The following is a 20,597-nucleotide window of genomic DNA, read 5'->3' on the forward strand; positions in this document are numbered from 1 at the left end:
GCTGGCTAATTTATCTCTCGTTTTAAAAATTCCCAGACACCGGGATCAGACATCGCTGCAATATTGATGCGCATCTTGGTGGAAGGGAGCTGGCTAGGCGAGAATAAACTGCCGGGTGCCAGCAAATAGCCTTGCTCCATGGCTTTCTCGGTCAGCTTATTGGTATCACAGCCAGTCTCCGTCCACAAAAACATGCCTGCCGGTGTACGGTAATCAACCTTCATCCCCTGTTGTTCCAGCCGTTTGGTAATGTCATCGCGTACGCCATCAAGCTTCACGCGTATGCGGTCTACATGTTTGCGGTAATGTCCTTCTGACAGGATTTTGTATACCACGCGCTCCCCAATTTCTGTGGTCGTCAGGGTAGACAGCATTTTGCGGTCAGCCAGGCGTATTGCCAGTTCTGGCGAGGTGGCGATAAAGCCGACACGCAGATTGGCTGCCAGTGTCTTGGAAAAACCACCAAGATAGATCACCCTGTTTAACTGATCCAGTGCCGCAATGCGGGTGGCGGCCTGTACTGCCGGGCCGGGGTGCATATCGCAATACACATCATCTTCGACGATCATGAAATCATGTTCTTCTGCAGCTTTCAAGACCTGGAAAGCCTTGGCGGCGGACAACGATGTCGAAGTTGGATTGTGCAAGACTGAATTGATGATATACAGCTTGGGCTTGTGCAAGGCAGCCAGTTCGGCCAGCTTGGCAACATCCGGGCCATCATGCAGGCGTGGTATGCCTATCACCTTGGTGCCAAGAATGGCGAAAGAGCCAAACATCAGAAACCAGGCCGGGTCATCGACAAAGATAGTATCGCCAGGCTGGGTAAATTCACGGGCTACCAGGTCCAGGCCCTGGGTAACGCCACTGGTCATGACGATTTGTTCGGGTGAGGCGGCAATTTCCAACTCTGCCATTTTCAATTGCAATTGCTGGCGCAATGGCAAGAAACCTTGCTGGGTGCCGTAATGCAGCAAGAGGTTCTGGTTCAACCTGCTGATGGAGCGCAAGCCATTCGCCACCAGTTCACCATCCAGCCAGTCATGCGGCAATACTCCAGAGCCGGGCATTTTCTGCGGTGGCAATTGCCGGAACATATTGCGCACCAGCCACACTACATCCAGATTTTGGGTGACAGGCGCAATTTGTGGGGTATTGGGGACATTATTGAGCATGGACGCACGTTCGCGCACAAAGAAACCGGCACCCCGGCGTGACTCAAGATACCCCTTGGCGACCAGCCTGTCATAGGCTTCGACTACGGTAAAGCGCGACACCGTTTGCTCATCGGCAAACTGGCGTATCGACGGCATGCGCGCACCAGTGCGCAGCAATTTATCGTCGATGCGGTTGGCCACGGCATTGACGATTTGTTCTACCAACGAACCGCCAGAATCACGCGAGATAAAAAAAGTGGGTGTCAGCATTGATGTCTCCAGCGAGTCTTCTGTAATGGATAGTTGACCATTACAGTACGAATATTATCGTTTGTAGTGTATTGGTACTGTATCGGTTTTTGCGTTTAGGATAGCACAACACTAAAGCAAAAACAGGAGAAACACGATGAATGAGCGACAGAATTCTGATCACTGCCAGCAGGGACACGAGCGCGGAGTAAAACATGGCAATTGATACTTTGATGGCCTTCGCCCTGTTTGCCCTGGTGTCATCCATTACACCAGGCCCGAATAACCTGATGTTGCTGGCTTCTGGCGTGAACTTTGGCTTTCGCGCCACCTTGCCTCATATGCTGGGCATCAGCATAGGATTCATGGTGCTGGTGTTGGCCGTTGGCGTTGGTCTGGCGGGCTTGTTCGCGGTGTTCCCTTGGTTATATGTCGTGTTGAAATGGGCAGGCGCAGCTTATCTGCTGTATCTGGCCTGGAATATCGCCAATGCCGGGCCTATAGAAAGCAAGGCACAAGACGGTGTACACAAAGCTGGTCCCATGAGTTTCTTGAGTGCTGCCGCGTTTCAATGGATCAACCCCAAGGCCTGGGTCATGGCGCTGGGTGCTTTCAGTACCTATATACCCGCGACCAGCGGATTCTGGATCGTTGCCCTGGCTGCAGGTGTGTTTGCGGTCATCAATTTGCCCAGCGTAGGTCTGTGGGCTTTGTTCGGTGCCAAGGTCAGGCATTTGCTGAAAGTGGAACGCAATCTGCGCATCTTCAACTATGGCATGGCCTTGCTGCTGGTATTGTCGCTTTACCCCATGCTGGTGAGTTCACAATGATATACAGCGCGCAGTGTACACAGGCAGGTTCATCATGCTGATGCAAGAAAACAAGGGCATGGTCCTGGGCCTGGTTGGCGTCATGATTTTTAGCCTGACCCTGCCATTTACCCGCATGGCAGTGGCGGAACTCAATCCGGTGTTCGTAGCACTGGGGCGGGCTGTGGTGGCGGCTTGCTGCTCTGGCCTGCTGTTGTGGATGCAGGGTGCGAAATTGCCGCAACGTGCACAAATGAAGCCACTGCTGATCACTTCTCTGGGTGTGGTGGTTGGTTTCCCCTTGTTCAGCTCTGTCGCAATGGCCTATGTACCTGCGTCTCATGGGGCAATCGTATTGGGTATTTTGCCATTGGCTACTGCTTTGTTTGCGGCATTGCGCTTTAATGAAAAGCCGTCGACGGGCTTTTGGGTGATGGCGGTACTGGGCAGTGGACTGGTGATAGCCTTTGCTTTGATGCAGGGTGGTGGCTCATTCCAGTTTGCCGACCTGGCCTTGTTTATCGCCGTGATTGCTGCAGCCATGGGGTATGCCGAAGGTGGTCGACTGTCGCAAAGCATGGGCGGACAGCAGGTTATTTCATGGGCTTTGCTGCTGGCTTTGCCGGTTTTATTGCCAGTGACGGCCTGGCTGGGTTGGCATTATGGGGTACAGGCTTCTGGGCGTGCCTGGGCCGGGTTTGCCTATGTTTCGATATTTTCCATGTTCATCGGCTTTTTCTTTTGGTACAAAGCGTTGGCGATTGGTGGTATTGCCCGTGTCGGTCAAGTGCAATTGCTGCAACCATTTTTGAGTTTATTGGGAGCTGCCTTGATACTGGGTGAAGTCCTGACTGGCCGTGAAATCTTTTTTGCACTGGCGGTCATCATTGTAGTGGCACTGGGCAGACGCATGAATATTCAACGGTGATTTTCTTGTAAAGCACATGGCGACCGAATTTAATCTGCCATTAGCCATGCACTAGGGGGTGTTAATCGGCGGGGTGCGGGCTTACAATAGAGGACTGGTATTTGTGCCTGAATTTGTTCTTTACTAAGAAGGCATTTGCCAGAACAAGGTTTTGACTTCTGCAAACTTTTAAAACTTGCAGAAAATAATAATAAAAATTTAATTATCTCTAGTGCATCAGTGAGGGCTGCTGCGCTTTTTTCTGGAAAATAGACATGTCATTTTACGAAAAGCTTCAAGCATTAAATATTGAATTGCCTGCTGTCGCGACACCTGCTGCTGCCTACGTCATGTATGCACAAACTGGTAACACAGTATTCCTGTCTGGCCATATTGCCAAAAAAGATGGCAAGCCATGGGTAGGTCAACTGGGTAAGAATATCTCTACAGAAGAAGGCAAACTGGCAGCACGCGCAGTCGCGATTGATCTGATCGCCACCTTGCAGGCAGCTTGCGGTGGCGATTTGAACCGCGTTAAACGCATCGTCAAGCTCATGAGCCTGGTCAATTCCACGCCTGATTTTATCGAGCAACATCTGGTGACAAATGGCGCATCTGAACTCATCGGTGAAATCTTTGGTGAGCAAGGCAAACATGCACGTTCAGCCTTTGGCGTTGCCCAGATCCCCCTGGGTGCTTGCGTAGAAATTGAAATGATCGTCGAGATCGCCTGAATTTTATAAAACAATAAGCTTGCCCGAGATGGCAATTTAACCGAGAGATAGTGAGACCAGCATGAAACTTGAGAATCCCAGCCCCATAGATTGGAAATTTTCTGACCGCGCAGAGCAGTTGCAAAGCTCTGCCATCAGGGAGATTCTAAAAGTGACCATGCGTCCTGAAGTGATTTCTTTCGCTGGTGGATTGCCATCTCCAGAAACTTTCCCGGTAGAGCGTATGCGCGCTGCCTTTGACAAGGTACTGACACAACAAGGCAAGTCAGCATTGCAATACGGCCCTACCGATGGTTATGCTCCATTGCGTGAATTTCTGGCTGACTCTTTGTCCACCAGTGATTCAAAAATCCTGCCTGACCAGATCATGATGGTATCTGGCTCGCAGCAAGGTCTGGATTTGCTTGGCAAGGTGCTGGTGGATGAAGGCAGCAAGGTTTTGGTGGAAACACCGAGCTATCTCGGCGCACTGCAGGCTTTTTCCGTTTATCGCCCTGAATTTGAATCGGTGGATACCGATGATCATGGCCTGGTGCCAGCTTCAGTCGCAGCCAAAGGTGCTGGTGCACGCCTGATGTATGCCTTGCCTAACTTCCAGAACCCGACTGGCCGCACGCTGTCGGTAGAGCGTCGCTATGAACTGGTAGAAACCTGCGCCCGCATGGGTATCCCGCTGGTTGAAGATAATCCTTATGGCGATCTGTGCTATAGCGGCGAACCTTTGCCAAAAATGCTGAACATGAATCCGGGTGGCGTGATTTATATGGGTTCATTCTCCAAGGTGCTGACGCCAGGGATACGCCTGGGTTATGTCGTTGGCCCTACACCATTGATACGCAAACTCGAACAAGCCAAGCAGGCGGCCGATTTGCACACGGCGCAACTGACACAAATGGTGGTGTATGAAGTCATCAAGGATGGCTTCCTGAGTGAGCACATTCCAACCATACGCACTCTGTATGCCAAGCAATGCAATGCCATGCTTGAGGCGATGAGCAGACATTTCCCTGAAGGTGTGCGCTGGACCAAGCCTGAAGGCGGCATGTTCATCTGGGTAACCTTGCCTGAGCACATGGACAGCAAGCAATTGCTGGATGAAGCCATACAACAAAATGTCGCTTTTGTTCCTGGCGGCCCTTTCTATGCAAATAATCCTGCAAAAAATACCTTGCGCCTGTCATTCGTGACTGTGTCGCCAGAGCGTATCAATGAAGGCATAGAAAAACTGGGTAAGCTGATCAAGGCAAAAATCTGATTTTTATTTGATTTCCAGATTGCCCGATCATCAGTGTCTACAAGCAAAACCCGTCATCTGACGGGTTTTTTTATGGTTGAGATACATGTTATTAATCCTGGCTTAATATGTAACTGTCAACTATTGTGATTTAAGTCATCATATTTCGTCGTGAACCGTTAATGGACTTAGTTTCTAACCCATGTTTCGCAAAGCGATACTGAACTTTGACCAATCGAGGAGTAGTAAATGAATAAAAAATTGTTTCTGGCCAGCCTGATGTTAACTGCCGTGACAGGCGCTTTTGCGCAAAATATGACTGCCAAACAACAATATGCAGCAGATAGCAAACGTGCCACGCAGAGATACAACGAGGATAAAAAACTGTGCGCTGATGCTGGCAACTCTTCGGCAAGAATGCAATGTCTGCGTGACGCCAAAGCTGAATACAATACCGCGCTGGCAGTTGCCAAACAAAACATGAGTAAACCGGTAGCTGCGCCAGTGAATGCCAGAAATGAGCCAGTTTGTCCTGATTGCGGCAAAGTCGTTGCTGTTGCTATTGGGGATAAGGAAGGCGAGGGCGGCGCCCTTGGTGTGATTGCTGGCGGTGTAGCCGGTGCCCTGCTGGGTAATCAGGTTGGTGGTGGCACTGGCCGTGACCTGGCGACAATTGCCGGTGCTGCTGGTGGTGCATTGGCAGGACACAAGATAGAACAAAAAGTGAAGACGACCAAGGTGTGGAATGTGACAGTGGCTTTTGAGAATGGCAACAAGCAAACCTATGCTTTTGACCATGACCCTGGTTTGTTGTCTGGCGATGCTGTCAGGACAAATGGTAATTCTATCGTCAGGCGCTGAGCTTATTAATATGCAACATTAAATACAGCATTAACATATGCGGAAAATGGATTGCGCTGATTAATCCAGTCTGATGCAATCCCTTTTCTGCCTGATTTCAAGATGGTAAAAATCTTGCACTTATAGTCAGGATTTGGAGGAATTATTTTCTTTTTGGAAACCGTTCCTCCTTCACAACTACTTCCTTGCCAAGCCTAATTCCAGCAGTTAGACTTAGGTGTCTATCCCCCCCACGTTCTTGTCGAGAAGGTCGTGCCATGAAGCTTGATACTTGCAAAGCTAGTCCTTCAAATAATGTCATTTTGCAGTTGCTCTGCTGGATGGTATTGTTGCTGGCGACAGCATTTAGTTCAGCCGCACGTGCCAATGAATCCTGCAAAAGCCTGATAGCAACTGGTAATCCTGAATATCCGCCTTATCTGTGGCGTGACCCAGAAGATGAAAACCGCCTGATAGGGGCAAATGCTGAATGGATGCAATTATTGTCTAAAGAAATTGGCATACCAATTGACATTAAATATGTAGGTCCGTGGGGACGGGTGCAAGAAGAAGCCAAACTGGGCCGTGTGGATTTGCTCGCGGGTGCCTTTTTTACCCTGCCAAGACTGGAATACATGGATTATTTCTATCCAGCTTTTCGTGAAACACGCACAGTCATCTGGACCCGCAATAATTTCAATTTACCTTATAAGAAATGGTCTGACCTCGCTGGCAAGCAGGGGGTGACTGTGATTAATAATAGTTTTGGCGAAGACTTTGATCGCTATGCCAAGGAGTCTTTGAAAATTTCCATGGTCCCGAGTCTGGAGCAGGCTTTGAAGATGCTCAGTCTTTCCCGTGCAGATTATTTGATTTATGAAGAAGATCCAGGCCTGGCCTATGTCGCCAAGCTCAATATCTCTGGCTTGAAAACTGTAACGCCGCCCATTACAAATGAGAATTTATATTTGACACTGTCCCATAAGTCAGCCTGCAACACTCCGGAAATGCGCGGCCGTATTGCCAAGGCAGTTTATAAACTGGACAAACAAAACGTGATGAATAAACTCATCGCGGCAAATATACAATTGTGGCGTAAGCAACAATCGAAGTAACCGCTGCAAACAACAGGTAATCCATTGCGTACACTCTCCCTCCGACAAATCCTTATTATCGGCGTTGTGGTTGGCATCGTATTGCCCGCGATTGTTTTGGGGCGTTTTCTGGTTCAGGACAGGTACGAGCGTGAGTTGCAACTACGCGTACGTAATCCCATGTCGCAGTACGCAGATATGCTGTCGCGCGGCATGGCAGTGCCAGTCTGGACGCTGGATAAGGCCGTCGCCAATCAATTCATACAAGCCGTCATGCGCAACCCTGAAGTGGTCAGCGTGGAAGTGCTGGATGAATCCAAATCCATTTTTGCCCACAGCAGTAAATTCAAAAAAGAGGGCGCTAAACTCTTGCGCGAAGAACGCCCTATCTTGCTGGAAACCAAGGTCATAGGCAGCGTCATGCTGGAACTGACCACCGAGCATATAGAAAAAGAATTGTGGGCAGATTTCCTTAAGCTAGGCCTGGCCTTGCTGGTCCAGGTGGTGTTTTCCTTTATCCTGATCTGGTTATTGTTTGAGCGACGCATCGTCCGGCCTATCATGGAATTGCAGTCGGCAACCGGGCGGCTGGCACGTGGCAAACTGGATCAGCCTCTGGAATGGGTGCGTCAGGATGAAATCGGGAATCTGGCGCAGGGCCTGGATAAAATGCGCCTGAACCTGGGGCGCTTGATTACCGAGAGAGAAGCGCAAAATATCACTTTGCAACAAGAGCTCAATGAGCGTTTGCGTGCTGAGCAGGCCTTGAAGGTGACTGAAGAAAAATTCATTGGTATTTTCCAGGCTTCCCCCGTCGCCATGACGGTGCTGCGCAAGAGCCAGCTGTACAGCATGATAGATGTGAATGATGCCTGGGTCAGGCAATTTTACTGGTCACATGATGAAATCCTGGGGGATAACGAAACCCAGAAAGCCTTATGGCGCAATGAAGCTGATTTTCTGGAAGTCGTGCGCATCATAGAACGTGATGGCGAAATCCATGATTATGAAGCATGGCTGACTTGCGGCCAGCAAGAAAAAATTATCCTTTGCCAGGTATCCGGACGCATGATACGGCTGGGTAATGAACCCCTGATTATCCTGGTGCAAGAGGACATTACTGAAAAACGCCAGAACGAGCAGGAAATTCGCAATATGAACACCACGCTGGAAAGACGGGTGTCTGAACGTACTCAGGCACTGGAAGCAGCCAACAGTGAATTAACCATTGTTTTGGAAAACCTGCAGCGTGCGCAGAGGGAATTGCTCAGGACTGAAAAGATGGCGGCGCTGGGTTCTCTGGTGGCTGGTGTTGCCCATGAACTCAATACACCTATAGGCACCAGCGTTACGGTCGCCAGTACGCTGGCCCAGCATACCGATAATGTGCTGGTCGAATTTGAAAAAGGCTTGCGTCGCTCGGTACTGGAAGAATATTTGAGAAATGCCAAAACAGGTGCCGATTTACTCTTGCGTAATTTGAGCAAGGCGTCTGAGCTGGTGATCAGCTTCAAACAGGTGGCAGTCGACAGGACCAGCGCCAACCGCCGTGTTTTTGCGCTCGATGAAATGCTGTCCGAGCTGATCTTGACCATGGGGCCTGCCATACGCAAGACACGTCACGATGTTGTGCACAATGTCCCGGTCAAGCTGATGATGGATAGTTACCCAGGGCCCTTGGGGCAAGTCATGACCAATCTGATCAACAATGCCTTTATTCATGCATTTGAAGGTGACTATCGTGGCACGGTCAGTATTACGGCGCGCATTCTTGATCAAAGCTTTGTCGAAGTAACCGTGCGCGACAATGGCAAGGGCATACCGGATGGGAATTTAGGGCGTATTTTCGATCCCTTCTTCACCACCCGCCTGGGTTTGGGCGGCAGTGGTCTGGGGCTCAATATTGTGTACAACCTGGTGACGGGCATTCTGGGTGGCAATATCATGGTTGAAAGTGAAATGGGCAAAGGAACTTGTTTCAAGATCAGTTTGCCTCTTGATCCAAAAATGGTTGATGAAGAAACCGCTGAGGTCAATTGAAAACAGTCCACTAGCCTGGTAAGCGCTACATCTGATAAAGTCGCGGCATGACAAAATTAAGCTTAGATAAAATCCTGCAGTCGCAAGGATTTGGAACCCGAAAATATTGCCGCGATCTGGTTGAAGATGGCGAAGTCTCCATCAACGGCGAAGTGATACGCAGTGTCAAGACCAGCTTTGAAACCCAGGGCTTGCAGTTTCATATCTTTGAAGAAGAATGGGAATTCCGCGAGCGCGTATATATCGTTCTTAACAAACCGGCAAACTTTGAATGCTCACGCAAGCCCAGCCATCATCCCGGTGTGTTGACACTTTTGCCAGAGCAATTCAGCTGGCGCGATGTGCAGCCAGTGGGGCGGCTTGACCATGACACTACTGGCATGTTGCTGATGTCTGACGATGGCCCGTTTATCCACGCACAATCCTCACCCAAGCGCCATGTGCCCAAAGTGTATCAGGCGACAACTGCCGAGCCGGTAACTGACGATCTGGTGAATCTATTATTGCAAGGCGTCAAACTGCATGATGAACCTGCGCCACTGGCAGCAATACATTGCCAAAAGCTGGACGATTATCTGCTGGAGATCGTACTTGAGCAGGGCAAGTACCATCAGGTCAAACGTATGCTGGCCGCTGCCGGCAATCATTGCGCTGCCTTGCAGCGTACAGCCATAGGTAAATTGACACTGGCATCGCTGGAACTGGAAGAAGGAGAATGGTGTTATCTGACCCCGGAACACCTCGCTTTATTGGTACCTGCCTGAAGCTGTTTTAGCGCTTGCAATGCAGTTGAGGCAGTTTTGCGTTTCCCCTTTTCCAGATGAAGTCTTGCTATCTTCCGGTTAATATGGATAATCTGACCAGATGCTGCGGTTCTTAAACTGTAAAAGGAGTGGACATGCCTGTCATTGCAATTGTCAATCCCAAAGGGGGCGTCGGTAAAAGCACGGTTGCTACCAACCTGGCAGGTTATTTCGCAGCGCATGGACATAAGGTCATGCTGGGCGATACTGATGTGCAGCAGTCTTCACGCACCTGGCTGACATTACGGCCACAAAATCTGCCTCAAATCCAGCCCTGGGATATTGCTGACGGCAATGTATTAAAACCACCCAAAGGTACTACCCATGTTGTGCTGGATACACCGGCTGGCCTGACAGGCAGCAAGCTGGATGTGGTGCTGAAGTCGGCAGATAAGATCATCGTTCCCTTGCAGGCTTCGATTTTTGATATCCTGGCGACGGAGGAGTTTCTAAAAAGCCTGTCCCAGCATAAAAAAAATGGTTACCAGATCGGCATACTGGGCATGCGCGTGAATACCCGCAGCAAAGCAGCCGAACAGCTTGAACACTATGTAGGCCAGCTAGGTTTGCCAGTCCTGGGATTTTTGCGGGATACACAAAACTACATACAGCTGGCGGCCCACGGCGCAACCCTGTGGGACGTTGCTCCATCCAGGGTAGAAAAGGACTTGCCCCAATGGGAGCACATCTTGAATTGGGTAGAGACTTGATCGACTAGGATTAATCGCTTTCGTTAATTAATTTAAAAAAAGCTGATATTTGTTTCCCATTTTGCTGCTGCTCACTATAATGCCGCTTGCTTGAAGAGAAGGCAGAATTCTCTTTTCTTATCAAAGACTTACGGCATGCACCTTACCATTTTTGAAACTCCCATCATCAATACAGTCATGCGCTGGCTGTCCGTACTCGGACTCAAGCTGATTGGCTGGAAGGTCGAGGGTATCGTTCCTGCCGAACAAAAATACGTCCTGATTGCTGCTCCACATACCAGTAACTGGGACTTTCCAGTTACCTTGATGGTTTGCTTTGCCCTGCGTTTGCGGGTTTACTGGATGGGTAAGTCCAGCTTGTTTCCTCCTGTATTAGGGCATGTCATGCGCTGGCTGGGCGGTATTCCTGTCGACCGCAGCAAGTCAGGTAACCTGGTGCAAGGCACGGTAGACGCTTTTCATGAAAATCAAAGACTGACTGTGATCGTGCCGCCTGAAGGCACCAGGGGCAAGGTTACTCACTGGAAAACCGGGTTTTACTATATTGCACTTGGCGCTGGTGTGCCAATCGCACTTGGTTATCTCGACTTCAAGCGCAAGGCGGGTGGTATTGGAAAAATGTTTGCAGTGAGTGGTGATATCGAAGCGGATATGGTGCAGATACGCGAGTTTTACTGTGGTATATCTGGCAAGAGCCCGCAACAGTTTGACGAAGGCAAAGTACAGGCAAAAGCCCAGGATTGATTGATGCAATGAAGTTTTGTACTGAGACTTGTTGTTGCGATTGTGTTTAACCCGGATTCAATGTTCTTGCTGTACAGGTTTATCTTGTGTCTCAGTGACTACCTCAGTTGGCTTGCTTGCCGACTGAGGTATCAACAACCACGCAAGTGGATTCAGGATCAGGCGCTTGGTCAGGATTTCAGTTTTTCCATGCGCGCATACCCACGTAATCGCCATGGAAACCAGCACTGAAATCGCTAGGGCTACGGTATTTTCGTGTTTGAAAATTGCTCGTAATACGCCGGTTTCTTGCAAAATAATTAGCGCCATACCATGCCATACCAGCACATAGATGGAGCGTTTGCCTATCTGTGCCAGACGCAAATCTTTCTGCGCCAGCAAATACAGCACTGATAAACCTATTACTGTCGACGCCGCATACTGTAATAACTGGTACATGCTGCCGGTCAGATTTGCCATTTCCAGTCTGTGTAGTGAATAACTGCCATAGAACCAGCGATAGTCAAAATCACTCTTCAACATGAACGCGCCGATGACGCTTGCCAATACCACTGCGGCACTTATAAACAATCTCTCCTTCTTTTTGACATTGAATATTTCAGGGCCAAGCTTCCAGCCTAACAAGAAGTAGGGGAAGAAGATCAGGGTGCGTGAAATACCAAGGTAGTAGCCAGCATGCTCAGAATAACTGCCCACCAGCGACAGCGCCAATGCCAGCATGACACCAAACTGCATGCGCGAAAACAAAGGCAGCATCAGGCGCCAGCATAACAAACTCAGCAAATACCACAGCATCCAGTAGGGGGCGATCAAGCCTGCATAGACGCTGCCAGTACCCTTCAGGGCAAACTCGGTTGCTTCATAAATAATTTCAAAGCCTATCAAAGGTACCAGAACAGTGGATATCAGTTGTGTGGCATTTTTGTCATCCCACTGTGCCTTGGAAAACATGCCAGACATCAGGGCAAACATGGGCATGTGGAAGGAGTAAACAAAAATCCAGATGGAGCGCAATATATGATCTTCACCCACATAAATTTCTATCAGGTGGCCGAACACGACTAAAAATATCAAGACAGCTTTGATATTGTCTATGCTCGTATTTCTGACTTTGGGGAGTGCGGGATTGGTCATGCCTGTCATGGTCGTGCGGGGGAATGCCCGTATGATAGCGAACTTGGCTGCTGATTTACACTCTTAGTTTGTAACGAAGCATTTAAATTCCGGGTCTGGCAAGATGTGGCAGCAATGAAGTAGCAGGGTGATTGTTGAAAAACAAATGCCTCGAAGTGAGGGATCATAATATTCAGGCCATTGAATTTTTCCGACCCATACCTTGGAATTTTATGAATTTGGGTAAAATATAAGCTATGCTTTCCCTGCCGTGAAATTTCCAGGTGGCAATTTAATTGCTTGACCATTGTCGAGAATATATTGCCACGCGCAAGTTATAAGAGGTAGTCATGTCTAAAGATAGGTCAAAAGCCAGCTTGCTCAGTGCGCAGCTGGATTTTGAGGCAATAGATGGCAGTGAGCCCAAAAATCCAGACCCTGCTTTGGATTTTGATGTCGGTACTGACACGCATGCCACTCCCGCTGCCAGTCCGGCATCTAAAGACAGCACCACCCCGTCGCGCAGTTCTGCACCTGCCTATGGCTCCGCTAAAATTGAAATTGCCAAAAAATCAACAAAAAAGGCTGAGGCAGCTAAAGACCGTTTTGGCATATATGCAGCCGTCATTGTGGTGGTTGGTTTTGCGATTTTACTGGCGATTTTCTTTTATATTCGCAGCGTGACCAGCAATACTGCCGGGCTCAGTTATTTTGTACTCCCACAGCAAGTAGCCAACCTGAATGGTCAAGTGGTACGCATGCAAGTCACCATACAAGTCCGCACTGAAGATAAGGAATGGTTATTTGAAAACAAGAAAATACTGACGAATATCTTCCAAATCGAATTTGCCAAGATTGATCCAGATGATTTGCATAGCGAAGAAGGGTTTGATACCGTCAGGGCACAACTCAAGGCAGGCTTGAATACGGCGCTACAAACAGACAAGATAGAGTCTGTCCTGATCAATGAGTTATTGATGCAAAATCGGGAGCAATGACAATTCCTTGAATCGGGAAAACCAGGAAGGCACATGATGTATATGTGCCTTTTTTTTGCTTCTTATGCACTGACAGAAATGCTTTGATTGCTGGGTGTAGCCGGGGGCGAACTATATGCACGCAATAACTGTAAAGCCTTTTTGAACAAGGCAGCATCAGTATTCGTACTTGCGCTCGTAACCGAACTGGCCGTGCCATCTGATGTAGTGCCGGTACTTGTCAGCTTACTTGAACTACTGCTTGCTGAGTTGCTGGTGTCGGTAGTACTGGTCGCACTTGTCGTTGTGGACGTAGTGCTTGTCTGCGCATTGGCAGTGCTGGTTTTTTCAAGATAAGCCAGGGTTTCTTGCAGGCTGACCTTGCCATCCTGATTCGTATCGGCAGCTTCAAAATTTTGGGCTACCTGACTGAGTGCCGCGCCAGCGCTACTATTGGTTTTTCCTACTTCTGTCGACAAATCGCTTAACTGGGTTTTGTCCAGGCCCGCCTCGCCAGCACCATCTCCACCTTCTGGCGGAGGTGGCGGCGGTGGCCTGGAACCTCCTTCCGCACCACGAGTGCGCCGTGCATTGAATTGCGTTTCCAAAGCATCGCTGAGTTTTTTGATGCCATCGCTAAACTCGCTTTTGGTGACCTTGCCGTCGCCATCACTGTCGAGTTTTTTGAACAAGTCATTGATGCTGGCACTATTGCCAGTTGTATTGGTGGGGCTGGTTGAACTGCTGCTGTCAGTGCTGGTAGCGCCAGTAGATGAGCTTGATGCAATATTGCCAAATGCGGTTTCCAGATCCGTGACTTCAAGATAGCCCTGGTTTTTGGTATCAAGCTTGGAAAAAACATTTTCCGCAATCTTGCTGGCGTCACGTTCGCGCCTTTGTGCGCTACCAGTTTGCGAGAAATAACTGCTGTTGCTGCCACTTATGCCAGTGATACTGCTCATTACGCTCCCCTTCAGTCATGCTTGTGATGTCCTGAAGTGTCGCATTCACGTGTTGCTCGCTTGTGTCTGCTTTGTATCGGTTTTGACACAATGTGGAACTTACCCTCTTGGCAGGCGCAATTCCGCCCGTAAACCTTGCTTATCATGGCGATTTTTTAAAATCAGACTGCCTTGATGACGTCTTGCGACTTCCCTGGCAATACTGAGTCCCAGACCAACGCCGCCGGTATTTTTATTTCTGGAAATGGCCAGACGGAAGAAGGGGGCGAATACTTTTTCCAAATCTGCTTCGGGTATTCCCAGGCCCTGATCCTCGATACAGATCAATAACTCATGGTGGCTGTCATGCAAACTGACTTGCGCAGTTTTGCCATACGCAATTGCGTTTTCGAGCAGATTGCTGACACAGCGCCTCAGTTCATTTGGCAAGGCCGGAAAAGGCTTGGCTTCTCCATGCATGCTGACAGATTTGCCTTCGTCCTGCATATTGTCAACAATGGCCGCCACCAGTGAAGTTACGTCCAGCATTTGCATGGATTCTTCGCCGCCACGCAGATAATCCAGGGTGGCATCCAGCATCAGGCGCATTTCTTCTATATCATCAAGCAGCTTTTCATTTGTGGCTGCATTGTGCAACTGTTCTATCCGCAACTTCATACGCGTCAGCGGAGTGCGCAAATCATGGGAAACTGCCGCCAGAAAACGCTCTCTTTCTTCCATTTGCTGGAACAGGCGCTCTTGCATTTGATTAAATACCTTTGCACTTTGGCGCGCTTCTTCTGGCCCGGTCTCTGGAATTGCCAGGGGTTGTTTGTGCTTACCCAGTGCGCTTGCTGCTGCAGCCAGTTTTTGCATGGGACGTGCCAGGCTACGTGAGCCTATCCAGGCAGCTATTGCAAGTAACAATAGTTGTATTGCCATACTCAGGCAAAATCCCAAAAAAGGGCCGTGCAATATGCCATGCGGGGGATGGGGCGGCATATGTTCTGGCGCTGGGGGAGGGCGGTGATCCCCCAGGAAAACAAACAACAGGACAAAGGTCGCGACGTGGCTGACAACTACAGCCGCCATGGCCAGGCCAAACAGGCGGGTAAAGATGGTATCGCGAAGCAGTTGTTTCATGGCACGCTGGCGTTAAACAGATAACCTTCACCACGGACGGTTTTTAACAGACTGGGATGGCGCGAGTCATCTCCCAGTTTTTGGCGCAAGCGTGACACCAGCAAATCTATGCTTCTGTCAAAGACTTCGGTAGACTTATTGTGTGCAAAATCAATTAATTGGTCGCGGCTGAGTATTTGGCCGGGTCTTTTGATAAAGGCCAATAAGAGCCTGAATTCGGCGTTTGACAGCGGAATAATCAGTTTGTCAGGACTGCACAGTTGCCGCGTCGGCAAATTCAACACCCAGGCATCAAAGCGCATTTCTGTTGCTTTGCTATCGCTGATTTCTTGAGTTTGCCGCGCAGATGTATGTGCACGTCTGCTGACACTTTGTATGCGTGCGACCAGTTCCCGGGTATCGATGGGTTTGATCAGGTAATCATCCGCACCCGATTCCAACCCCACTATCTTGTCTGCAAATTCACCTCTGGCAGTCAGCATGATCACAGGTGTGTTCGCATGACGGCGTAGCTGGCGCAACAGACACAGGCCGTCTTCGCCTGGCAACATCAGGTCCAGCAAAATCACATCAAAATTATGCGACTGTAATGCGGCACGCATTGCCACGCCATCTTCTACAGCGACACAGCTGATATCAAATTTCCCCAGGTAATTGCTGAGCAGATCAGCAATTTCTGCATCATCATCTACCAGCAAAATATGCAGGCGGCCGCTATGTGCAGTTAGTTTTGCTGGCGAATGCACGAATGTATCAATTGTCGCTGGCAATACTGACAGCAATTTATAACTCCTTGATATACCTGAGTAATTTATCTAATGCATGAACAACTGTTTGTTCGCGTACAGATTTCCTGTCGCCAGCAAACACCAGTCTTTCTGTATGAGAGACACCACCGACTACCCAGCCAAAGCAGATGGTTCCTACCGGCTTGCCTGGCACTGCCCCGGTTGGACCGGCAATGCCTGTGGTCGATAAAGACAGATGGGCTTCAGAATTAGCCAGGGCACCTTGTGCCATGGCAGCGGCGATTTCTTCGCTGACGGCACCATGCTGGGCGATCAGTGCTGCCGGTATATCCAGCAATTCTGTTTTGGATGAGTTGGAATAAGTGACAAAGCCACAGTCAAACCATTCCGAAGAACCGGCAATTTCTGTAATGGCATGGGCTACACCACCGCCGGTACAGGATTCAGCTATGCTAAGTATCAGTTTTCTGGATTTGAGTTCTTCACCGACTTGTGTTGCGAGTTCTATGGCGTTTTGCATGATGCGTCTCCTGGCTGCTTGCTCTGACTTGATGAACTTATCCAAAACTTGTTTCTAGAACTCATTTCATAAATAGGGTGAGATGCGTTTGCCTCATAACGTGGGCTGGCCAATGGTAAAACTATGGACGAGGCAGTCAATAGCTTTGCCTATTGATAACGAGTCCAACGCAGTCCAGCGCGCGTTATGAGGCAAACCCTCCGGGAACTGACGATTTGGGCGTATTGCTGCGTGACGCGCCTTGCACTGCATCCCAAATCGGCATGTTCGCACTCATCCTATTTATGAAATGAGTTCTAATGGCTTAAAAGTACTTTACCACCATGTCTACCCTGAAGTGAAGTAAAGAAATAAGTCAAAAAGTAAGCTGGCGAGAAAGTAACAAATTACATCCGTGCAAGCAGAAAAGTGATATACAAAATACTGTCTGCTGGCTGAATTGTTACCAATCTTGTGTAAAGCGATACATGCAACAAAAAAGCATTTCTGAAAAACCAATATCAGAGTATGATTTTTGATAGCAATGTGCATTTCTCCCGATTATTCGGGGAATTTGCTGACTGGTATTCAATTTCCGGAAAATAATAAGAGGCACAGACCTCTTGTATCCACATCCCCAAAGGAGATGCCCTATGAAAATCGAGAATCTGTTTCAGCAGCAAAATGCTTTGCCATCGATACCCAAAGTGGTCCAGGAAGTCATTGACAGTTTCAATAATGACGATGTCTCGATAGACGAGATTGCCCGCAAGCTGTCTGCAGACCAGGTCCTCAGCGCAAAACTGCTGCGCCTGGCAAACTCTTCTTATTATCATGCATCAAGAACTGTTGGTTCTGTTGATGATGCTGTGTTGATGCTGGGTTTTATGACCGTACGTACCCTGGTCGTCAGCAGCGGTTTAACCAGCGGTTTCAAGGCGATGCCTGGGGTGGATCTGAAGCAGTTCTGGCGTTATAGCCTGCATACTGCGGTCGTATCAAAATGGTTGGCAAAAAAAGCCCATTGCAATTCCGACTTTGCATTTACTGTTGGATTAATGCATGCCATAGGCCAGTTAGTTATGCATGCAGGCATGCCCGAGCAAATGCTGCAAGTCGACAAGACTGCCGGGCCACTGGATCCGCGCAGGCCAGACGTAGAGCGCACATCCTTTGGTTATGATTTCTTTGATGTGGGTGCTGAGCTGGCGAAGCGCTGGCGTTTTCCTGACACTTTTTCTACCGCTATCAAGGCTTGTGGCGAACCGCTGCTGCAGTCTGAGTTTGACCAGATAGGGGCAGTCGTCCATATTGCCTCATGGTGTGCACGCGGGGAAGAAAGTCATTATTCCGAAGAGGAGCGTGAAGCTACTTTCCCAACAGAAGTGGCAAAAAAATTGGGCATCAAACCTGAACTTATTCTCGAAGAAATGCCGCCGTTAGCAGAGTTGGCTGCAGGACTGGAAGATCTTTTGGGTTAAAAAGTCGCAAAAAAAAATGGCAAAAACGAATTCTGTTTTTGCCATTTTCTACGCTTGCTTAGACTTTCTTTTTACGCGTTTGCCTGGATGTCAAGGGCAACAGCTTCTGCAACCCTGATGCCATCTACTGCGGCAGACAAGATCCCACCCGCATAACCAGCGCCTTCACCTGCAGGAAACAGGCCGCGGGTATTCAAGCTTTGCAAATCGCCGTCATTACGCTTGATGCGGATAGGTGAGGATGTGCGTGTTTCGACGCCAGTCAAAATTGCATCCTTCATTGCAAAGCCTTTGATTTTCTTTTCAAACTCAGGCAGGGCCTCCCGTATTGCCGTGATCGCAAATTCAGGTAACACCGTCGCCAGGTCGCACAAAGTGATGCCAGGCTTATAGGATGGCTCTACCGTACCCAGCGCGGTTGATGGGCGCGCCGCCAAAAAGTCACCAACCAACTGACCCGGTGCATTGTAATTACCACCACCCACTTCATAAGCTTTTTCTTCCAGAGCCCTTTGCAAATCTATGCCAGCTAATGGATTGCCGGGATAATCAGCGGGTGTAATGCCGACGACGATCGCCGAATTTGCATTGCGTTCATTACGTGAATACTGGCTCATGCCGTTCGTGACGACGCGGCCGGGTTCAGATGTAGCTGCGACCACGGTGCCACCCGGACACATACAGAAGCTATATACAGAACGGCCATTTTTGGCGTGATGCACCAGCTTGTAATCTGCCGCCCCCAGTATCTTGTTGCCTGCATTCGGGCCAAAGCGTGCCTTGTCGATGACAGACTGCGGGTGCTCTACCCGAAAGCCTATGGAAAATGGCTTCGCTTCCACGTATACACCACGGTCAGCAATCATTTTGAATGTATCGCGCGCGCTATGTCCTATCGCCAGCACTACATGGGCTGTTTCTATATACTCACCGTCATTCAGTTGCACACCCTGAACCTTGCCGTCAACGATATCGATATCCGTCACTTTTTGCTCAAAACGGATTTCACCGCCCAGCGCTTCTATATTGTGACGCATTTCTTCTATCATCTTCACCAGACGGAAGGTGCCAATATGTGGTTTGCTGACATACATGATTTCTTCCGGCGCGCCAGCCTTGACGAATTCCGTCAACACTTTACGACCATAATGTTTTGGGTCTTTGATCTGACTATATAACTTGCCATCAGAAAAAGTACCGGCACCACCTTCACCAAACTGCACATTTGATTCCGGCTTCAATTCACGCTTGCGCCACAGACCCCAGGTATCCTTGGTACGTTCACGCACAGTTTTGCCACGCTCCAGCACGATAGGGTTAAAGCCCATTTCTGCCAGGAGTAACGCAACAAACAAGCCACAAGGCCCAAAGCCTATGACAACCGGCCGCTTGAAAGGCTTGTTGTCCGCATGTGTGACAAACTTATACGACGTATCCGGTGTCTCGGACAATTTTGTGCGGTTCCTGTGGCTGGCCAGTAAGGCAGTTTCATTCGTCGTTTCTACATCTATCGTGTAGATCAAAATGATCGCTGTCTTTTTACGCGCATCATAGCTACGGCGGAACACCGTAAAATTAATCAGTTCTTTTTCTGTTATTCCCAATTCCTTCAGTACGGCAGCTTTTAGCGCGTCTTCGGCATGGTCCAGCGGGAGTTGTAAATCGGTAATGCGCAACATAAATTCGGTCCGGATAGCACTAATGACAAGGTGACCTGCTTATATAGTTATATAGGCAGGTGCTCTTAATAGTGATTTGATGAATCCGCTATTTTACCTGCATGTGCTTCGATATAAGGATTTCCTTGTCCAGAAAACTGATGTTGACCAGGTGTGCAAAATACCATTCCTGATTGTTGCTGCGGTTTCGCAAAACGCAGAAATCCCTTCCCCTTCAAGGAGAAGGCCGGGATATGGCTGGGTTTCGGTCGATGAGCGAAATGCCCATCAATATAGAAGCCCATCGGACGACGTTGATTCGTAAAGCCCATTACGAAGCAAGACGCCAAACACCGGAATAGCAGGAAGTGACAGGGGTGCGCGCAGCGCACCCCTGATTTTGCTTTTCCACAAACGGCTAAATAATTTACGTCGGGGTCTTGCAAAGTAGGTAGAGAGTTTGCTATAGTTCGCCTCCCGCTGAAGAGCGGGGCGAAGAAAGTGAAGCAAGACTGGAAATTGAGCGGAGAAGTAAAAGCTGCGGAAAGATCTGGTGCTGTGAATAGATTGCAACGGTTTAGTGAGTTCGCAAGAACGAAACAAAACGAAATGAGTTGCAGGTGTTGACAGGGTAAGTAAAGTGCTTCATAATCTCGTTTCTCTGCTGCTGACGCACACAACGCTGCGACGCAAGACTGGATGAATAAGTAGTCCG

The 20,597-nt window shown here is 49.0% G+C and carries 20 protein-coding genes; 12 read left to right on the top strand and 8 right to left on the bottom strand.

Annotated features, from left to right (window positions below):
• Positions 1 to 5 precede the first annotated feature (5 nt).
• Positions 6 to 1,427 carry an aminotransferase-like domain-containing protein gene (locus AC3WQT_RS21135; protein WP_492706788.1) on the bottom strand — a complete coding sequence of 474 codons (1,422 nt, stop codon included), beginning with the start codon at positions 1,425 to 1,427 and terminating at the stop codon, positions 6 to 8.
• A 194-nt stretch (positions 1,428 to 1,621) separates the two neighbouring features.
• Here AC3WQT_RS21135 and AC3WQT_RS21140 point away from each other — a divergent pair, with 194 nt between their 5' ends.
• The 10 genes from AC3WQT_RS21140 (at position 1,622) to AC3WQT_RS21185 (ending at position 11,321) form a co-directional block, all read left to right on the top strand.
• Positions 1,622 to 2,236 (top strand): LysE family translocator, encoded by a 615-nt coding sequence (locus AC3WQT_RS21140; protein ID WP_492706790.1) that lies wholly within the window; start codon positions 1,622 to 1,624, stop codon positions 2,234 to 2,236.
• 34 nt (positions 2,237 to 2,270) lie between these two features.
• On the top strand, positions 2,271 to 3,143 hold the full coding sequence (locus AC3WQT_RS21145) for a DMT family transporter (RefSeq protein ID WP_492706792.1): 873 nt from the start codon (positions 2,271 to 2,273) through the stop codon (positions 3,141 to 3,143).
• Positions 3,144 to 3,397: 254 nt separating this feature from the next.
• Positions 3,398 to 3,856 (top strand): RidA family protein, encoded by a 459-nt coding sequence (locus AC3WQT_RS21150; protein WP_162040354.1) that lies wholly within the window; start codon positions 3,398 to 3,400, stop codon positions 3,854 to 3,856.
• Between the two features lie 61 nt (positions 3,857 to 3,917).
• Positions 3,918 to 5,111, top strand: a complete 1,194-nt coding sequence (locus tag AC3WQT_RS21155; protein ID WP_492706794.1) for an aminotransferase-like domain-containing protein — start codon at positions 3,918 to 3,920, stop codon at positions 5,109 to 5,111.
• Positions 5,112 to 5,339: 228 nt separating this feature from the next.
• Positions 5,340 to 5,951 carry an outer membrane lipoprotein gene (locus AC3WQT_RS21160; RefSeq protein ID WP_492706796.1) on the top strand — a complete coding sequence of 204 codons (612 nt, stop codon included), beginning with the start codon at positions 5,340 to 5,342 and terminating at the stop codon, positions 5,949 to 5,951.
• 257 nt (positions 5,952 to 6,208) lie between these two features.
• Entirely contained in the window at positions 6,209 to 7,045 is an 837-nt protein-coding gene (locus tag AC3WQT_RS21165) for a substrate-binding periplasmic protein (protein WP_492706798.1), read from the top strand.
• A 24-nt stretch (positions 7,046 to 7,069) separates the two neighbouring features.
• On the top strand, positions 7,070 to 9,064 hold the full coding sequence (locus tag AC3WQT_RS21170) for an ATP-binding protein (protein ID WP_492706800.1): 1,995 nt from the start codon (positions 7,070 to 7,072) through the stop codon (positions 9,062 to 9,064).
• 47 nt (positions 9,065 to 9,111) lie between these two features.
• Positions 9,112 to 9,828 carry a pseudouridine synthase gene (locus AC3WQT_RS21175; RefSeq protein ID WP_492706802.1) on the top strand — a complete coding sequence of 239 codons (717 nt, stop codon included), beginning with the start codon at positions 9,112 to 9,114 and terminating at the stop codon, positions 9,826 to 9,828.
• A gap of 134 nt (positions 9,829 to 9,962) precedes the next feature.
• Entirely contained in the window at positions 9,963 to 10,577 is a 615-nt protein-coding gene (locus AC3WQT_RS21180) for a ParA family protein (protein WP_492706804.1), read from the top strand.
• Between the two features lie 135 nt (positions 10,578 to 10,712).
• Positions 10,713 to 11,321 (top strand): lysophospholipid acyltransferase family protein, encoded by a 609-nt coding sequence (locus tag AC3WQT_RS21185; protein WP_492706806.1) that lies wholly within the window; start codon positions 10,713 to 10,715, stop codon positions 11,319 to 11,321.
• 57 nt (positions 11,322 to 11,378) lie between these two features.
• Here AC3WQT_RS21185 and AC3WQT_RS21190 read toward each other — a convergent pair whose 3' ends face one another.
• Entirely contained in the window at positions 11,379 to 12,455 is a 1,077-nt protein-coding gene (locus AC3WQT_RS21190; RefSeq protein ID WP_492706807.1) for an acyltransferase family protein, read from the bottom strand.
• Between the two features lie 329 nt (positions 12,456 to 12,784).
• On the opposite strand from AC3WQT_RS21190, the gene AC3WQT_RS21195 reads away from it, so the two are divergent.
• On the top strand, positions 12,785 to 13,432 hold the full coding sequence (locus tag AC3WQT_RS21195; RefSeq protein ID WP_492706809.1) for a flagellar basal body-associated FliL family protein: 648 nt from the start codon (positions 12,785 to 12,787) through the stop codon (positions 13,430 to 13,432).
• Between the two features lie 62 nt (positions 13,433 to 13,494).
• Here the strand turns inward: AC3WQT_RS21195 and AC3WQT_RS21200 are convergent, their stop codons facing one another.
• From AC3WQT_RS21200 to AC3WQT_RS21215, 4 genes are all read right to left on the bottom strand, one after another.
• A complete protein-coding gene (locus tag AC3WQT_RS21200) occupies positions 13,495 to 14,373 on the bottom strand; it encodes an EF-hand domain-containing protein (RefSeq protein WP_492706811.1) in 879 nt (292 codons plus the stop codon).
• 99 nt (positions 14,374 to 14,472) lie between these two features.
• Positions 14,473 to 15,495 carry an ATP-binding protein gene (locus tag AC3WQT_RS21205; protein ID WP_492706813.1) on the bottom strand — a complete coding sequence of 341 codons (1,023 nt, stop codon included), beginning with the start codon at positions 15,493 to 15,495 and terminating at the stop codon, positions 14,473 to 14,475.
• A complete protein-coding gene (locus tag AC3WQT_RS21210; RefSeq protein ID WP_492706815.1) occupies positions 15,492 to 16,277 on the bottom strand; it encodes a response regulator in 786 nt (261 codons plus the stop codon). The genes AC3WQT_RS21205 and AC3WQT_RS21210 overlap by 4 nt, the downstream gene beginning before the upstream one ends.
• Before the next feature lies 1 nt (position 16,278).
• Positions 16,279 to 16,764, bottom strand: coding sequence for a CinA family protein (locus AC3WQT_RS21215; RefSeq protein ID WP_423009722.1), 486 nt, complete (start codon positions 16,762 to 16,764; stop codon positions 16,279 to 16,281).
• Between the two features lie 632 nt (positions 16,765 to 17,396).
• On the opposite strand from AC3WQT_RS21215, the gene AC3WQT_RS21220 reads away from it, so the two are divergent.
• Positions 17,397 to 18,224 (top strand): HDOD domain-containing protein, encoded by an 828-nt coding sequence (locus AC3WQT_RS21220; RefSeq protein ID WP_492706817.1) that lies wholly within the window; start codon positions 17,397 to 17,399, stop codon positions 18,222 to 18,224.
• A gap of 71 nt (positions 18,225 to 18,295) precedes the next feature.
• On the opposite strand, the gene AC3WQT_RS21225 is transcribed toward AC3WQT_RS21220, so the two are convergent.
• A complete protein-coding gene (locus tag AC3WQT_RS21225) occupies positions 18,296 to 19,903 on the bottom strand; it encodes an NAD(P)/FAD-dependent oxidoreductase (RefSeq protein ID WP_492706819.1) in 1,608 nt (535 codons plus the stop codon).
• Between the two features lie 65 nt (positions 19,904 to 19,968).
• Positions 19,969 to 20,597: hypothetical protein (locus AC3WQT_RS21230; RefSeq protein ID WP_492706821.1), on the bottom strand; the 629-nt coding region annotated here is incomplete at its 5' end.

Source organism: Undibacterium sp. FW305-107 (assembly GCF_058788535.1).

What these genes read in the sequence shown, in the direction of transcription:
- AC3WQT_RS21205 (WP_492706813.1), bottom strand. Translation starts at nt 15,495, where the DNA reads ATGAAACAACTGCTTCGCGATACCATCTTTACCCGCCTGTTTGGCCTG.
- AC3WQT_RS21165 (WP_492706798.1), top strand. Translation starts at nt 6,209, where the DNA reads ATGAAGCTTGATACTTGCAAAGCTAGTCCTTCAAATAATGTCATTTTG.
- AC3WQT_RS21160 (WP_492706796.1), top strand. Translation starts at nt 5,340, where the DNA reads ATGAATAAAAAATTGTTTCTGGCCAGCCTGATGTTAACTGCCGTGACA.
- AC3WQT_RS21225 (WP_492706819.1), bottom strand. Translation starts at nt 19,903, where the DNA reads ATGTTGCGCATTACCGATTTACAACTCCCGCTGGACCATGCCGAAGAC.
- AC3WQT_RS21215 (WP_423009722.1), bottom strand. Translation starts at nt 16,764, where the DNA reads ATGCAAAACGCCATAGAACTCGCAACACAAGTCGGTGAAGAACTCAAA.
- AC3WQT_RS21135 (WP_492706788.1), bottom strand. Translation starts at nt 1,427, where the DNA reads ATGCTGACACCCACTTTTTTTATCTCGCGTGATTCTGGCGGTTCGTTG.
- AC3WQT_RS21200 (WP_492706811.1), bottom strand. Translation starts at nt 14,373, where the DNA reads ATGAGCAGTATCACTGGCATAAGTGGCAGCAACAGCAGTTATTTCTCG.
- AC3WQT_RS21145 (WP_492706792.1), top strand. Translation starts at nt 2,271, where the DNA reads ATGCTGATGCAAGAAAACAAGGGCATGGTCCTGGGCCTGGTTGGCGTC.
- AC3WQT_RS21195 (WP_492706809.1), top strand. Translation starts at nt 12,785, where the DNA reads ATGTCTAAAGATAGGTCAAAAGCCAGCTTGCTCAGTGCGCAGCTGGAT.
- AC3WQT_RS21150 (WP_162040354.1), top strand. Translation starts at nt 3,398, where the DNA reads ATGTCATTTTACGAAAAGCTTCAAGCATTAAATATTGAATTGCCTGCT.
- AC3WQT_RS21180 (WP_492706804.1), top strand. Translation starts at nt 9,963, where the DNA reads ATGCCTGTCATTGCAATTGTCAATCCCAAAGGGGGCGTCGGTAAAAGC.
- AC3WQT_RS21190 (WP_492706807.1), bottom strand. Translation starts at nt 12,455, where the DNA reads ATGACCAATCCCGCACTCCCCAAAGTCAGAAATACGAGCATAGACAAT.
- AC3WQT_RS21140 (WP_492706790.1), top strand. Translation starts at nt 1,622, where the DNA reads ATGGCAATTGATACTTTGATGGCCTTCGCCCTGTTTGCCCTGGTGTCA.
- AC3WQT_RS21185 (WP_492706806.1), top strand. Translation starts at nt 10,713, where the DNA reads ATGCACCTTACCATTTTTGAAACTCCCATCATCAATACAGTCATGCGC.
- AC3WQT_RS21155 (WP_492706794.1), top strand. Translation starts at nt 3,918, where the DNA reads ATGAAACTTGAGAATCCCAGCCCCATAGATTGGAAATTTTCTGACCGC.
- AC3WQT_RS21220 (WP_492706817.1), top strand. Translation starts at nt 17,397, where the DNA reads ATGAAAATCGAGAATCTGTTTCAGCAGCAAAATGCTTTGCCATCGATA.
- AC3WQT_RS21175 (WP_492706802.1), top strand. Translation starts at nt 9,112, where the DNA reads ATGACAAAATTAAGCTTAGATAAAATCCTGCAGTCGCAAGGATTTGGA.